Origin of the sequence: Streptomyces sp. NPDC047869, assembly GCF_040704065.1 — a bacterium.
In the GTDB taxonomy this organism is placed as follows: domain Bacteria; phylum Actinomycetota; class Actinomycetes; order Streptomycetales; family Streptomycetaceae; genus Streptomyces.
The window spans coordinates 445,298-459,606 of sequence record NZ_JBEYRK010000001.1; the positions used below are offsets into that span (position 1 = coordinate 445,298).

General features: G+C 67.9%; 13 protein-coding genes. 8 read left to right on the top strand and 5 right to left on the bottom strand.

All coding sequences use genetic code 11. From position 1 onward, the window contains the following. The first annotated feature begins 180 nt into the window (after window positions 1–180). Together AB0924_RS02040 and AB0924_RS02045 are read left to right on the top strand one after the other, a co-directional pair. Window positions 181–2,445, top strand: a complete 2,265-nt coding sequence (locus AB0924_RS02040; RefSeq protein WP_366910438.1) for a transglycosylase domain-containing protein — start codon at window positions 181–183, stop codon at window positions 2,443–2,445. A gap of 130 nt (window positions 2,446–2,575) precedes the next feature. Beyond that, window positions 2,576–4,108 (top strand): glycosyltransferase 87 family protein, encoded by a 1,533-nt coding sequence (locus AB0924_RS02045; protein ID WP_358929685.1) that lies wholly within the window; start codon window positions 2,576–2,578, stop codon window positions 4,106–4,108. A gap of 96 nt (window positions 4,109–4,204) precedes the next feature. Here the strand turns inward: AB0924_RS02045 and AB0924_RS02050 are convergent, their stop codons facing one another. The 3 genes from AB0924_RS02050 to AB0924_RS02060 form a co-directional block, all read right to left on the bottom strand. Further along, entirely contained in the window at window positions 4,205–5,236 is a 1,032-nt protein-coding gene (locus AB0924_RS02050) for an alanine racemase (RefSeq protein WP_358929687.1), read from the bottom strand. An 84-nt stretch (window positions 5,237–5,320) separates the two neighbouring features. Next, window positions 5,321–6,442, bottom strand: coding sequence for a peptidoglycan bridge formation glycyltransferase FemX (gene femX / locus AB0924_RS02055; RefSeq protein ID WP_358929689.1), 1,122 nt, complete (start codon window positions 6,440–6,442; stop codon window positions 5,321–5,323). 177 nt (window positions 6,443–6,619) lie between these two features. Then, complete coding sequence (locus AB0924_RS02060; RefSeq protein ID WP_358929691.1) at window positions 6,620–6,937, bottom strand: hypothetical protein; 318 nt, start codon at window positions 6,935–6,937, stop codon at window positions 6,620–6,622. Between the two features lie 286 nt (window positions 6,938–7,223). On the opposite strand from AB0924_RS02060, the gene rpsF reads away from it, so the two are divergent. The 4 genes from rpsF (at window position 7,224) to rplI (ending at window position 8,914) form a co-directional block, all read left to right on the top strand. Further along, window positions 7,224–7,514 carry a 30S ribosomal protein S6 gene (gene rpsF / locus AB0924_RS02065; RefSeq protein ID WP_004985983.1) on the top strand — a complete coding sequence of 97 codons (291 nt, stop codon included), beginning with the start codon at window positions 7,224–7,226 and terminating at the stop codon, window positions 7,512–7,514. Window positions 7,515–7,587: 73 nt separating this feature from the next. Then, window positions 7,588–8,172: a single-stranded DNA-binding protein gene (locus tag AB0924_RS02070; RefSeq protein WP_366910439.1), complete on the top strand. Its 585-nt coding sequence runs from the start codon at window positions 7,588–7,590 to the stop codon at window positions 8,170–8,172. 40 nt (window positions 8,173–8,212) lie between these two features. Continuing rightward, window positions 8,213–8,449, top strand: a complete 237-nt coding sequence (gene rpsR, locus AB0924_RS02075) for a 30S ribosomal protein S18 (RefSeq protein WP_003949403.1) — start codon at window positions 8,213–8,215, stop codon at window positions 8,447–8,449. 18 nt (window positions 8,450–8,467) lie between these two features. Continuing rightward, window positions 8,468–8,914, top strand: a complete 447-nt coding sequence (gene rplI / locus AB0924_RS02080; RefSeq protein WP_358929695.1) for a 50S ribosomal protein L9 — start codon at window positions 8,468–8,470, stop codon at window positions 8,912–8,914. A gap of 132 nt (window positions 8,915–9,046) precedes the next feature. On the opposite strand, the gene AB0924_RS02085 is transcribed toward rplI, so the two are convergent. Continuing rightward, window positions 9,047–10,384: an MATE family efflux transporter gene (locus tag AB0924_RS02085; protein ID WP_366910440.1), complete on the bottom strand. Its 1,338-nt coding sequence runs from the start codon at window positions 10,382–10,384 to the stop codon at window positions 9,047–9,049. A gap of 458 nt (window positions 10,385–10,842) precedes the next feature. Between AB0924_RS02085 and dnaB the strand changes: the two genes are divergently transcribed. Both dnaB and AB0924_RS02095 read left to right on the top strand, forming a co-directional pair. Continuing rightward, the gene (dnaB, locus tag AB0924_RS02090) at window positions 10,843–12,321 is read left to right on the top strand and encodes a replicative DNA helicase (protein WP_358929700.1); all 1,479 of its coding nucleotides are present in this window, start codon (window positions 10,843–10,845) and stop codon (window positions 12,319–12,321) included. 84 nt (window positions 12,322–12,405) lie between these two features. Next, window positions 12,406–13,794 carry a serine hydrolase domain-containing protein gene (locus AB0924_RS02095; protein WP_366910441.1) on the top strand — a complete coding sequence of 463 codons (1,389 nt, stop codon included), beginning with the start codon at window positions 12,406–12,408 and terminating at the stop codon, window positions 13,792–13,794. 57 nt (window positions 13,795–13,851) lie between these two features. On the opposite strand, the gene AB0924_RS02100 is transcribed toward AB0924_RS02095, so the two are convergent. Then, window positions 13,852–14,304: a GNAT family N-acetyltransferase gene (locus tag AB0924_RS02100; RefSeq protein ID WP_366910442.1), complete on the bottom strand. Its 453-nt coding sequence runs from the start codon at window positions 14,302–14,304 to the stop codon at window positions 13,852–13,854. Between the last annotated feature and the right edge of the window lie 5 nt (window positions 14,305–14,309).

A 14,309-nucleotide genomic window follows, 5' to 3' on the forward strand; every position in this document is an offset into this window, starting at 1 on the left:
CCAGGGGGTGAAGAGCGCTCCTACGGCGGCCGTGCCGAGGCCCGCCGGGCGGCGCAGAGAGGCGGCGGCCGGCGCAGGGTCGGCGAACCGACCGGCCCCGGACGCGGCCGTGCGGGCGCGCCCGCCAAGAAGCGTTTCATCGACTACCCGCGCCACAACCAGGACGGATGGCACCGCTGGGTGCCTTCCTGGAAGCTGGTCACCGGGCTGTTCATCAGCTTGGTCGGCAGCCTCGTGGTCATGGTCGGCGTGGGCTACGCGATGGTCTCCATCCCCAATGAGAACGACGCGGCCAAGTCCCAGAACAACGTCTACTACTGGGCCGACGGCTCGCAGATGGTCGCGACCGGCACGGGTGTGAACCGTCAGAACGTCACCATCGACAAGATCCCCGAGGCCATGCAGTACGCGGTGATCTCGGCCGAGAACAAGAGCTTCTACCAGGACTCGGGCGTCGACCCCATGGGTATCGCGCGCGCCCTGGGCAACATGGCCCGAGGCGGTCAGACGCAGGGTGGCTCGACGATCACCCAGCAGTACGTCAAGAACACGTACCTCAGTCAGGACCAGACCGTCACCCGTAAGTTCAAGGAGATGTTCATCTCCATCAAGGTGGGGACGAAGCTCAAGAAGCCGCAGATCCTGCAGGGCTACCTCAACACCTCGTACTACGGCCGTGGCGCCTATGGCATCCAGGCCGCCGCGCGGACCTACTACGACAAGGACGCCGTCGACCTCAAGCCCAGCGAGTGCGCCGTCCTCGCGGCACTGCTCAAGGGAGCCACGTACTACGACCCGGCGGGCAACGAGAACCTCGACAAGGCCGCGACGGCCGATGCCAACCTCCAGCGGTCGAAGTCGCGGTGGTCCTGGATCCTCGGCGAGATGCACAAGGACAAGCACCTCACCGACGCCCAGTACCAGGAAGCCACCGCGAAGTACCCCATGCCGCAGGACCGCAAGGCGACCAAGGGCATGACCGGCCAGATCAGCTACCTGGCCGACACGGCGAAGAAGTACGTCCTGAACCACTCGAACATCTCTGAGAAGGACTTCGACCGGGGCGGCTACCAGATCTACACGACCTTCAAGAAGGACAAGGTCAACGCCCTGAGCGCCGCCGTGAAGAAGATCCAGAAGGAGCGGCTGAACCCGAAGCGCGAGCTCGACAAGTACGTCCAGTTCGGTGCTGCGTCGGTGCGCCCCAACGACGGTGCGATCGTCGCTCTGTACGGCGGTGACGGTTACGAAAAGGGCCACTTCACGAACAACGCCGACACCCAGGGTGTCCCCGTCGGTTCGACGTGGAAACCGTTCGTGCTGGCAGCGGCCATGCAGTACGGCACGTACGACTCCGATGGCCAGGGGATCTCGCCGCTGAGCAAGTACAACGGCAACGACCACCTCAAGGTCAAGAAGCCGGACGGGTCGTACTACCTCAACAAGGACAACTCGTTCTTCTTCCAGAAGAACGAGAGCCCTCGCCCGTGGGGATACATCACCCTGCGCAAGGCGATGGAGCAGTCCATCAACACGCCCTTCGTTCAGCTGGGCGTCGATGTCGGCATGTCGCACGTCCGTGACGTCGCCCGCTCGGCCGGCATCCTCAACGACAGCATGTCGGTGGACCTGAACCCGTCCTTCGCCATCGGTACCTCCACCCCCAGCGCGATCCGCATGGCCGACGCCTACGCGACCTTCGCCGCATCCGGCAAGCAGGCGGACCCGTACTCGGTCACCGCCGTCAAGAAGGACGGCGTGGAGCAGCCCGGCTTCAGCAAGCCCAAGGTCAAGCAGGCGATGGAGTCGAACATCGCCAACAACGTCACGGACGTCCTGCAGAACGTCATCCAGAACGGTACGGCTCAGAACGCCAAGGCCCTGGGCCGTACGGCGGCGGGCAAGACCGGTACCACCGACAAGAACAAGTCGGCCTGGTTCGTCGGCTACACCCAGCAGCTGTCGACCTCGGTGGCGATGTTCCGAGAGAACCCCAAGAACCACAAGCTGCTCTCCATGAACGGCACCGCGGGCAAGGACTCCATCCACGGTGGTGACATCCCGACGCAGGTGTGGACCGAGTACATGAAGGCCGCGCTGAAGAACGCGAACGACCCGGGCTTCCCGGACGCGATCAAGATCGGCAAGGTCCATGACGAAGCCGGTGCGCCCTCCCCGACTCCGTCGGTCACCATCACGCCGAGCCAGACGCCGAGCGACTCGCCGAGCCCGTCGCCGAGCCTGACGTCCCCGTCCCCCTCCCCGTCGCCCAGCGACACCTGCCAGTTTGGTTGGGGCAACAACTGCAACGGCAGCAACGGTGGCACGGACACGGGCGGAACAGACGGAGGAACGACGCCCTCGCCCTCAGTCACGGACACGACCGGGACCGGCAACACCAGAGGCAATGGCAACGGAGGCCTTTTCTCGGGCCAGAACGGCTAGCTCGCCGGTCTGACCGTTTGGTGGCCATTTCGCCTGCCGAGCACGTTTCACGTGAAACATGGGGCCGTCGCACTCACCAGGTGCGGCGGCCCTCGGCGTATTCCCAGACTGGTACGGCAGGATGTGCCCCATGCCCAGTGCAGAGATGACGCCCGCAGGCGTGCACGAGCCCGAGCCCGTACGGCCCGTCGGCGCGGAGCCGGTGCGGCCGACCCATGAGGACGAGGTCGCCGCGGCCGGGAGCGAGCTGATCGGCGGACCGATCGGCCGGCGCGCCCTGCTCGGGACGACCTGGTGGACACCGCTACGGGTCATCGTGCTCGTGGCGATCGCCATGTTCGCCCTCGGCCTGGTGCAGAAGGCGCCCTGCTACCAGAGCGCCTGGTTCTTCGGCGCGAGCTCGCAGTACACCCACGCCTGCTACTCGGACATCCCTCACCTCTTCCAGGGACGCGGATTCGCCGACGGACTGGTGCCGTACTTCGACCGGCTCCCGGGCGACATGGAGTACCTCGAGTACCCGGTGCTGACCGGCGTGTTCATGGAGGCGGCCGCGTGGCTCACGCCGGGCAGCGGCGGCATCCAGCACCAGGAGCAGTGGTACTGGTTCGTCAACGCCGGAATGCTGATGGCGTGCGCGGCCGTCGTCGCCGTGTGCGTGACCCGCACCCATGCCCGGCGCCCCTGGGACGGCCTGCTGGTCGCGCTGGCGCCCGCGGCCGCCCTGACCGCCACCATCAACTGGGACCTGCTCGCGGTGGCCCTGACGGCCGCCGCGATGCTGATGTGGTCGCGGGGCCGCTCACTGGCCTTCGGCGTCCTCCTGGGGCTCGCCACCGCCGCGAAGCTCTACCCGGTCCTGCTGCTCGGCCCGCTGCTGGTGCTGTGCTGGCGCGCCGGAAAGTGGCGGGAGTTCTTCCGGGCCGTGGGCGGCGCGGCCGTCGCCTGGCTGGTGGTGAACCTGCCGGTGATGCTCTTCGCCTACGAGGGATGGTCGAAGTTCTACACGTTCAGCCATGACCGGGGCGTCGACTTCGGGTCGCTCTGGCTGATCTGGGCGCAGAATTCGAGCAACCCGCCCTCCACCGATTTCGTGAACAACGCCGCCGTCGTGCTGGTGGCACTGTGCTCGCTGGGTATCGCAGCGCTGACGCTCACCGCACCCCGTCGGCCGCGCTTCGCCCAGCTGGCCTTCCTGATCGTCGCGGTCTTCATCCTGACCAACAAGGTCTACTCCCCGCAGTACGTCCTGTGGCTGGTGCCGCTGGCCGTCCTCGCCCGGCCCAAGTGGCGGGACTTCCTGATCTGGCAGGCCTGTGAGGTGGCGTACTTCCTGGGCATCTGGTTCTACCTCGCCTACACGACCAGCGGGGACGCCCACAAGGGCCTGCCCACGCTGGGGTACGACTGGGTGATCGCGGTGCATCTGCTCGGCACGCTCTACCTGTGCGCCGTCGTCGTGCGGGACATCCTGATGCCTGAGAGGGACGTGGTGCGCCGGTCCGGTGACGACGACCCCTCGGGCGGAGTGCTCGACGGCGCCGAGGACGTCTTCGTACTGGGCGCCCCGGCTCATCCGCCGCGCCACGCCGTCCACTTCGACGCGCCTCAGGTGGACTGGGGAAGGCCCGGCCTGCCGCCGAACGGGGAGCGTTCGCTCTGAGCGAACCAATGCCTGAGTGCACATGAAGAAGGCCGCACACGCATCGCGCGTGTACGGCCTTCCCGGTTCGGGGACCTTGCTGTCCGGCGGTCCGGACTACCGGTCCACGATTCGGTCGAACTGGGTCGTGGTGTGCCGCAGATGGGCCACCAGCTCGTCGCCCACCTTCGGCTCGGGAGCGTCCGAGGGCACGAAAAGGATCGACACCTGCATGTGCGGCGGCTCGGCGAACCAGCGCTGCTTGCCGCCCCAGACAAACGGGGACAGGTTCCGGTTGACCGTGGCCAGGCCGGCCCGTGCGACGCCCTTGGCGCGCGGCATGACGCCGTGCAGCGCCTTCGGGGCCTCCAGGCCCACCCCGTGCGACGTACCACCCGCCACGACCACCAGGAAGCCGTCCGAGGCCGCCTTCTGCTGCCGGTAGCCGAAGCGGTCGCCCTTGGTCACCCGGGTGACGTCCAGGACGGCGCCGCGGTACTCGGTGGCGTCGTGGTCCCCGAGCCAGAGCCGCGTGCCGATACGGGCGCGGAACCGGGTCTGCGGGAACTGCTGCTGCAGCCGGGCGAGTTCATCGGCCTTGAGATGGCTGACGAACATCGTGTGCAGCGGCAGCCGGGCCGCGCGAAGCCGGTCCATCCAGCCGATGACCTCCTCGACGGCGTCCGAGCCGTCGGTGCGGTCCAGCGGCAGGTGGATGGCGAAGCCCTCCAGCCGGACGTTCTCTATGGCGGCGTGCAACTGCGGCAGGTCCTGCTCACTGATGCCGTGCCGCTTCATCGAGGACATCACCTCGATGACCACGCGCGCGCCCACGAGGCCATACACGCCGTCGATCGACGACACCGAACGGATCACCCGGTCCGGCAGCGGAACGGGCTCCTCGCCCCGCCGGTACGGCGTCAGCACCAGCAGGTCGCCGCCGAAGAAGTCCTTGATGCGCGCGGCCTCGTACGTGGTGCCGACGGCGAGGACGTCCGAGCCGAGCCGGGTGGCCTCCTCCGCCAGCCGTTCGTGTCCGAAGCCGTAGCCGTTGCCCTTGCAGACCGGGACGAGGCCCGGGAACTGCTCCTGCACGTGCTTGTGGTGCGCCCGCCAGCGCGCGGTGTCGACGTAGAGCGTGAGCGCCATGGCCGGACCCGGACCCTTTCTCGTGGCTGCCGTGTGTCAGTGGGGTGGAGAACTGTGAAGGCTATGGAATCAAACGTCCCGCGCTCAGCGGCGCGACATGTAGATGTCGAGCGCCTTGTGGAGCAGCTTGTTCAGCGGGAAGTCCCACTCGCCGAGGTATTCGGCGGCCTGGCCGCCGGTGCCGACCTTGAACTGGATCAGGCCGAACAGGTGGTCCGTCTCATCCAGCGAGTCCGAGATACCGCGCAGGTCGTAGACGGTGGCGCCCAGCGCGTAGGCGTCGCGCAGCATCCGCCACTGCATCGCGTTCGATGGCCGGACCTCACGGCCGATGTTGTCGGAGGCGCCGTAGGAGTACCAGACGTGGCCACCGACGATCAGCATGGTCGCGGCCGACAGGTTCACGCCGTTGTGACGCGCGAAGTACAGCCGCATGCGGTTGGGGTCCTCGGTGTTGAGGGCCGTCCACATGCGCTGGAAGTACGACAGGGGGCGGGGCCGGAAATGGTCGCGCACGGCTGTGATCTCGTACAGCCGCTGCCACTCGGCGAGGTCCTGGTAGCCGCCCTGGACGACCTCCACGCCGGCCTTCTCGGCCTTCTTGATGTTGCGGCGCCACAGCTGGTTGAAGTTCTTGTGCACCTCTTCCAGGGAACGATTCGCCAGCGGCACCTGGAAGACGTAGCGCGGCTGGACGTCGCCGAAGCCGGCGCCGCCGTCCTCGCCCTGCTGCCAGCCCATGCGGCGCAGCTTGTCGGCCACCTCGAAGGCACGCGGCTCGATGAAGTCGGCCTCCATGTCGCGCAGGCGCTTCACGTCCGGGCTCTGGATGCCCTTCTTGATCGTCTCCGCGTTCCAGCGGCGGATGATCACGGGCGGGCCCATCTTCACGGAGAAGGCGCCCTGCTGCTTGAGGTGGGCCAGCATCGGCTGGATCCAGTCGTCCAGGTTCGGCGCGAACCAGTTGATGACCGGGCCCTCGGGGAGGTAGGCGAGGTAGCGCTTGATCTTGGGCAGCTGGCGGTACAGGACCAGGCCCGCGCCGACCATGTCGCCGGTGCGCTCGTCGAACCAGCCGAGGTGCTCCGAGCGCCATTCCGCCTTCACGTCGGCCCAGGCCGGGACCTGCATGTGGCTCGCCGACGGCAGGCTCTGGATGTAGGCCAGATGTTGCTCGCGGCTGATGGTCCTCAGGGTCAGGCTCATGTCGGGGCGCTCCTCGGGCTGGTGTGTCCCCATGGGTTCAGGGGCTCCGGCTCACGCGCCGAAGCCTACTGCGCCTTGCGACCACCCCGACTGGGCGCACGGCACCTTCGCCCCGGCCTGTCGCCTGCCGGGGCGTACGCGCGGTGTTAGCGGGGCGTCGAAGGAGGGTCGGCGGGCTCAGCCGATGAGGCCGCCGAACAGCCCGCCGTTCGCCATGCCGAGCATGAAGCCGACGCCGGAGGCGCCCAGACCCAGGATCAGGCCGAACCGTTCACGCGTCGTCACCGAGATCCACTGGCCGTAAGCCCCGATCACGAGTCCCACGAGGCCGGCCCAGGAAGCGATCAGGTGGAGACCGGAAAAGAAGGACGTGATGAAGGCCAGCACACCCAGGACCAGCGTCACGGCCATGAGGGCGTCCTGGAGCGGATGGGGCTTGCCGTCCGTGGCGAAGAGGGATCCGGCGGTGTTGGGTCGCAATGCCTGCTGTGCCATGGGGCACCTCCTGCGGATCGCGGCGCACTGTAGCGCCATACACACCCGATGTGTACAGACTGACGGTGCCCACCGCCGGATTTCAACCGGAAGCCGGTGTGCAGGTAGTCTGTACCGTCTGCACCGGTGTCTGCCCAGGCCTGCCAGAAATATCTGCGGCCGCACTGCGGGATCCCCAGTGGAACCCCGTTGATTGTCAGTGGTGGCCGATACCGTTGCCTACGCATCACGACCCTCCTGCCACGGAACGACCGTGGCCGCTGAGTCCAAAGGAGGTGGGTTCCACATGCGTCACTACGAGGTGATGGTCATCCTCGACCCCGATCTCGAGGAGCGCGCTGTCTCCCCGCTGATCGAGAACTTCCTGTCCGTCGTCCGTGATGGCGGCGGCAAGGTTGAGAAGGTCGACACCTGGGGCCGTCGTCGTCTCTCGTACGAGATCAAGAAGAAGCCCGAGGGCATCTACTCGGTCATCGACCTGCAGGCCGAGCCTGCGGTCGTCAAGGAGCTCGACCGCCAGATGAACCTGAACGAGTCGGTCCTCCGGACCAAGGTCCTCCGTCCCGAGACCCACTGAGCCTCCCGCTCAGCTGATCTCGGGATTCGAGTAGCAGCAAGCAGCCAGCAGCAAACCCGCCGAGAGGTTCCCCATGGCAGGCGAGACCGTCATCACGGTCGTCGGCAATCTTGTCGACGACCCCGAGCTGCGCTTCACCCCGTCCGGTGCGGCGGTCGCGAAGTTCCGCGTCGCGTCCACTCCCCGCACCTTCGACCGCCAGACGAACGAGTGGAAGGACGGCGAGAGCCTGTTCCTGACCTGCTCGGTCTGGCGTCAGGCGGCGGAGAACGTCGCCGAGTCGCTCCAGCGAGGCATGCGCGTCATCGTGCAGGGCCGGCTGAAGCAGCGGTCCTACGAGGACCGTGAGGGCGTCAAGCGCACGGTCTACGAACTGGACGTCGAGGAAGTCGGCGCCAGCCTGCGCAACGCCACGGCGAAGGTCACCAAGACCTCCGGTGGCGCCCGCGGTGGCCAGGGCGGTTACGGCGGCGGCGGCCAGGGTGGCGGCGGCTGGGGCGGCGGCTCCGGCGGCGGCCAGCAGGGCGGCCAGCAGGGCGGCGCTCCTGCCGACGACCCGTGGGCGACCGGCGCTCCCGCCGGTGGCAACCAGGGCGGCGGCGGCTGGGGCGGCGGCTCCGGCGGCGGTGGCGGCTACTCGGACGAGCCCCCCTTCTAGGGCTCGTATCCACACTTCTTGATCACACAGGAGAAACACCATGGCGAAGCCGCCTGTGCGCAAGCCTAAGAAGAAGGTCTGCGCTTTCTGCAAGGACAAGGTCACGTACGTGGACTACAAGGACACGAACATGCTGCGGAAGTTCATTTCCGACCGCGGCAAGATCCGTGCCCGCCGCGTGACCGGCAACTGCACGCAGCACCAGCGTGACGTCGCCACGGCCGTGAAGAACAGCCGTGAGATGGCGCTGCTGCCCTACACGTCCACCGCGCGATAAGGGAAGGGTGACCGACACATGAAGATCATCCTCACCCACGAGGTCTCCGGCCTCGGTGCCGCGGGCGACGTCGTCGACGTCAAGGACGGTTACGCTCGCAACTACCTGATCCCGCGGAAGTTCGCTATCCGCTGGACCAAGGGTGGCGAGAAGGACGTCGAGCAGATCCGTCGCGCTCGCAAGATCCACGAGATCCAGACCATCGAGCAGGCCAACGCTGTGAAGGCCCAGCTCGAGGGCGTCAAGGTCCGTCTGGCCGTCCGCTCGGGCGACGCCGGTCGTCTCTTCGGTTCCGTCACCCCGGCCGACGTCGCTTCGGCGATCAAGGCTTCCGGTGGCCCCGAGGTCGACAAGCGCCGCATTGAGCTGGGTGCGCCGATCAAGACGCTGGGCGCCCACGAGACGTCCGTGCGTCTGCACCCCGAGGTTGCCGCCAAGGTCAACATCGAGGTCGTCTCGGCGTAACGCCGTGCTCGGCTTGAACAGCTGAGAAAGGGGCCACCCCACTGGGGTGGCCCCTTTTCGTATGGGGCGCGGATTGCCGTGGCGCTGCCTGTTTCACGTGAAACTGGGCCAAGGCGAGCCGGGCTGATCCACTCAGCGGGTCGCGCCCGTCACGATCCAGCGACCCGAGCGCGTCCGTAGCCACAGAGTGATCAGGCGGACCGTCATCATCAGGGTCATGGCCCCCCAGAGGGCGGTGAGGCCACCGCCGAGCGCGGGAACGAGCAGCGCAACCGGTGCGAAGACCGCCAGGGTCACGACCATCGCCCCGGCCAGGTACGGGCCGTCGCCGGCGCCCATCAGGACACCGTCCAGGACGAACACGATCCCGCAGATGGGCTGTGAGAGGGCCACCATCAGCAGCGCGGGAAGCGCCGTGTCCTTGACCACGGAGTCGCTGGTGAACAGCGGCAGGAACAGGGGACGGGCAGCCACCACGAGCAGCCCGAGCCCGGCTCCGGTGGCGATGCCCCACTGGACCATGCGACGGCAGGCCAGCCGGGCGCCCCCGGAATCGTTCGCTCCGAGATAGCGGCCGATGATGGCCTGCCCGGCGATGGCGATCGCATCGAGGGCGAACGCCAGCAGGCTCCACAGGGACAGGATGATCTGATGGGCGGCGATATCCGCGTCGCCGAGGCGTGCGGCGACCGCAGTGGCGATCATGAGAATCGCCCGCAGCGACAGGGTACGGACGAGCAGAGGTGCTCCGGCCTGGGCCGAGGCGCGGATACCGGCCGCGTCCGGTCGCAGCGAGGCCCCGTGCCGCCGTGCTCCGCGAACGACCACGATCAGATAGGCCGCCGCCATGCCGCACTGGGCGATCACGGTGCCCCAGGCGGACCCGGCGATGCCCAGTCCGGCGCCGTAGACGAGACCCACGTTGAGCGCGGCGTTGGCCACGAAACCCGCGATGGCGACGTAAAGGGGTGTCCTGGTGTCCTGCAGGCCTCGCAGCACACCGGTGGCGGCCAGGACGATCAGCATGGCCGGGATACCGAGCGCGGAGATGCGCAGGTATGTCGTGGCGTAGGGCGCCGCGGTGGCGGAGGCGCCGAACAGGTCCACGATGCCCGGGGCCAGAGGGAGGACGGCGGCGATGACCGCCGCACCGAGGAGCAGCGCGAGCCAGATGCCGTCCATGCCCTGGCGGATGGCCGCCTGGAGATCGCCGGCGCCGACCCGCCGGGCCACGGCGGCCGTGGTGGCGTACGCGAGAAAGACGAAGACGCTCACGGCGGTGGTGAGGAGGGCCGACGCCACTCCCAGGCCGGCGAGCTGGGCCGTTCCCAGGTGGCCGACGATCGCGCTGTCGGCCATCACGAACAGAGGCTCGGCGACCAGCGCACCGAAGGCCGGGACGGCCAGCGCGATGATCTCCTGGTCGTGCCGACGGCGGGTGGCTTTGGGGATCGCGGGAGCCTGTGTCATGAGCACCAATCTAACCGTCCACAAGTAAGAGATGCAAATGCCTATTGACCCTTACTGTGAATCCTCGGTGTTGCGGCCGTGCGTACCGTCCGCAGCGATCTTGATCCGACTGGGAAAGTTTTTCTTCTGCACAGCCGGTGGACGGCAAACCTGCAGCTCAGTGGGGTGGCGTGTACCGCAGGGAGGCCTTGTTCACAGGGCTGTCCACCGGGTCGTGCACAGGTTTGGGGAAGTTCTCCACAGCATCTGGGCCGTCGTCCACATGGCCTGTGGATAACCAGATTGGCTGACGCTCCCGACAGGCCTAACGTTGTCCGGCGCCCGCTCCTTCCTCCGACCCGGGAAACGTCACAAAACAGACCCGCGAGAACCGGAGTTGGGCCTCTCATTTGTCAGTGTCGTGCCGTAGAACAGAGGGCACGGCTAGGTCCGCCGTGCGGACGGGAGGAGGTGGCTCGGTGAGCATTTCCGAGCCCTTGGACGATCCGTGGGCCGAGGCCGGGCCCAGTGATCGTCTGCCGGCCTCCCGTCGAAGGAGCGACGGCGGCCGGGGTCGTGACGAGCAGCACGACCGGGGCCGGGAGAGCGGTGGCTGGGACGGCGGGGGTTCCTCCTTCGAACGGTTGCCTCCGCAGGACCTGGACGCCGAGCAGTCCGTCCTCGGCGGCATGCTCCTGTCCAAGGACGCCATCGCCGACGTCGTGGAGGTCCTCAAGGGCCACGACTTCTACAAGCCCGCGCACGAGACGATCTACCAGGCGATCCTCGATGTCTACGCCAAGGGCGAGCCGGCCGACCCGATCACCATCGCCGCCGAACTCACCAAGCGCGGCGAGATCAACAAGGTGGGCGGGGCGTCGTACCTGCACACCCTCGTGCAGACCGTGCCGACGGCGGCGAACGCCGAGTACTACGCGGAGATCGTGCACGAGCGCGCGGTGCTGCGCCGTCTGGTCGAGGCCGGCACCCGCATCACGCAGATGGGATACGCGGCCGACGACGACGTCGACGAGATCGTCAACCGCGCCCAGGCCGAGATCTACGCCGTCACCGAGCAGCGCACCAGCGAGGACTACCTCCCGCTGGGGGACATCATGGAGGGCGCCCTCGACGAGATCGAGGCGATCGGCTCGCGCAGCGGCGAGATGACCGGCGTACCGACCGGGTTCACGGACTTCGACTCGCTGACCAACGGCCTGCACCCGGGCCAGATGATCGTCATCGCGGCCCGTCCCGCCATGGGTAAGTCCACTCTCGCGCTGGACTTCGCCCGGGCCGCCTCGATCAAGAACAACCTGCCCAGTGTCATCTTCTCCCTCGAAATGGGACGCAACGAGATCGCGATGCGTCTGCTGTCGGCGGAGGCCCGCGTCGCCCTGCACCACATGCGGTCCGGCACGATGACGGACGAGGACTGGACCCGGCTCGCCCGGCGCATGCCGGACGTGTCCGCCGCACCGCTCTACATCGACGACTCCCCGAACCTGTCGATGATGGAGATCCGCGCGAAGTGCAGGCGACTGAAGCAGCGCAACGACCTGAAGCTGGTGGTCATCGACTATCTCCAGCTGATGCAGTCCGGTGGCTCCAAGCGTGCCGAGAGCCGTCAGCAGGAGGTCTCGGACATGTCCCGTAACCTCAAACTGCTCGCCAAGGAGCTGGAGGTCCCGGTCATCGCGCTCTCCCAGCTCAACCGAGGCCCCGAGCAGCGCACCGACAAGAAGCCGATGGTCTCCGACCTGCGTGAGTCCGGCTCCATCGAGCAGGACGCCGACATGGTCATCCTGCTGCACCGTGAGGACGCGTACGAGAAGGAGTCACCGCGCGCGGGCGAGGCCGACCTGATCGTGGCCAAGCACCGAAACGGCCCCACGGCGACGATCACGGTCGCCTTCCAGGGCCACTACTCACGCTTCGTGGATATGGCCCAGACCTGACCGTCGGCTCAGAGATCGTGGCGTCACGCGCGGGGCCGGGTAAATGGACTCGACGTGCGTCGGCACAGCCGCTGAACTGGGGGCATGACGACATCCCAGGAAGAGCTGCTCCCCGGCACGCGGCGGGCGTTGCTGCACCGCATCGCCGTCGCTCAGACCGAAGGGCGGACCCCCTCGCTGGTCGCCGCGGTCGTCCGGGACGGGCGGACCGTGTGGCACGGCGCGCGGTCCTCGGTCGACGGGCACGCGCCGGACGAGAACGTGCAGTACAGGATCGGCTCGATCACCAAGACGTTCACCGCTGTCCTGGTGCTGCGACTGCGTGACGAGGGACTGCTCGACCTCGATGACCCGCTGGAGAAGCACCTGGCGGGTACCGGCGCGGGAGAGGCGACCATCGCCCAACTGCTCGCGCACACCGGCGGCCTTGCGGCGGAGTCACCCGCCCCCTGGTGGGAGCGGACACCTGGTTCGCTGCGTCCCGAGCTGGGCGATGTGCTGGGAGAGCGGCCGGTGCTGCATCCCGTTGGCCGACGGCACCACTACTCCAACCCCGGCTACACCCTGCTCGGTGCTCTGGTGGAACGACTGCGCGGCGCTGCCTGGACGGATGTGCTCGGCAGGGAGGTGCTGGAGCCCCTGGGGCTGACCCGTACCAGCGCCCAGCCGCAGGCGCCGCACGCGGGTGGCTGGGCCGTTCATCCGTGGGCCGACGCGCTGTTGCCCGAGCCATTGGAGGACCTGGGCCGGATGGCGCCGGCCGGACAGCTCTGGTCCACCACCGCTGATCTCGCGCGTTTCGCCGCTTTCCTGGCCGGGGGAGACGACCGGGTACTGAGCGCGGAATCGGTCCGGGAGATGCGCACACCGGCGGCCCCGGCGGAGACGTCGGACGTCGTCGACGGCGCCGCCTACGGCCTCGGCATGCAGATCCAGCAGCGCGACGGCCGGCTGATCGTGGGTCACTCCGGCTCGCTGCCGGGGTTCCTCGCGAACCTCAGTATCAGCGTGGAGGACGGTGTGGCGGCCGTGGTGCTGACCAACTGCACGTCCGGCCCGGTGGTGTCAGCGGTGGGCGCCGATCTCGTCCGCATCGTCGCGGAGGCCGAGCCCCGGATTCCCGCCCCTTGGCGTCCGTTGAGCGAAGTCGACCCGGTCGTCCTGGAGTTGGCCGGACAGTGGTACTGGGGAACCCATGCCTTCGCCCTGCGCGTGACGGCGGACGGCCTCATTTCCCTGGGGCCGATGTCCGGCGCCGGGCGCCGGGCGCGCTTCCGGTCCAATGGTGACGGCACCTGGACCGGACTGGAGGGCTACTACGCGGGAGAGGTCCTGCGTGTCGAGCGGCGCCCGGACGGCTCCGTGCGCCATCTGGACCTCGGGTCGTTCGTGTTCACGCGACAGCCCTACGAGAAGGGCGCCGGTGTGCCCGGCGGAGTGGATCCGGCGGGCTGGCGAGGAATCGTGGACTGACTGAACGATGCGGCCGGTGGTGGGTGTTTCACGTGAAACACCCACCACCGGCCGCTTTCACAGCTGCAGCTTGAAGCCGACGTGGGAGGGGGTGAAACCGAGCCGCTCGTAGAAGCGGTGGGCGTCGGTGCGGCTGATGTCGGAGGTCAGCTGCACCAAGTGGCATTCCTGTCGCCTGGATTCCTCGATCGCCCACTCGATGAGCTGAGTCCCCAGGCCGCTGCCACGCTCATCGGCGTGGATGCGCACGCCTTCGATGATCGAGCGGGTGGCTCCCTTGCGGGAGAGGCCGGGAATGATCGTGAGCTGGAGCGTGCCGACGACCCGGGTGTCGCGCACCGCGACGACGAGCCGCTGGTTCGGGTCCGCGGTCAGCCGCTCCAGGGCTGTCAGATACGGCGACAGGTCGTCGGGCGACTCGCGCTGGGCTCCGAGTGGATCGTCGGCGAGCATGGCCACGATCGCGGGCAGGTCGGACGCGGTCGCCCCGCGTATCTCAAGATCTCCCATGTCCG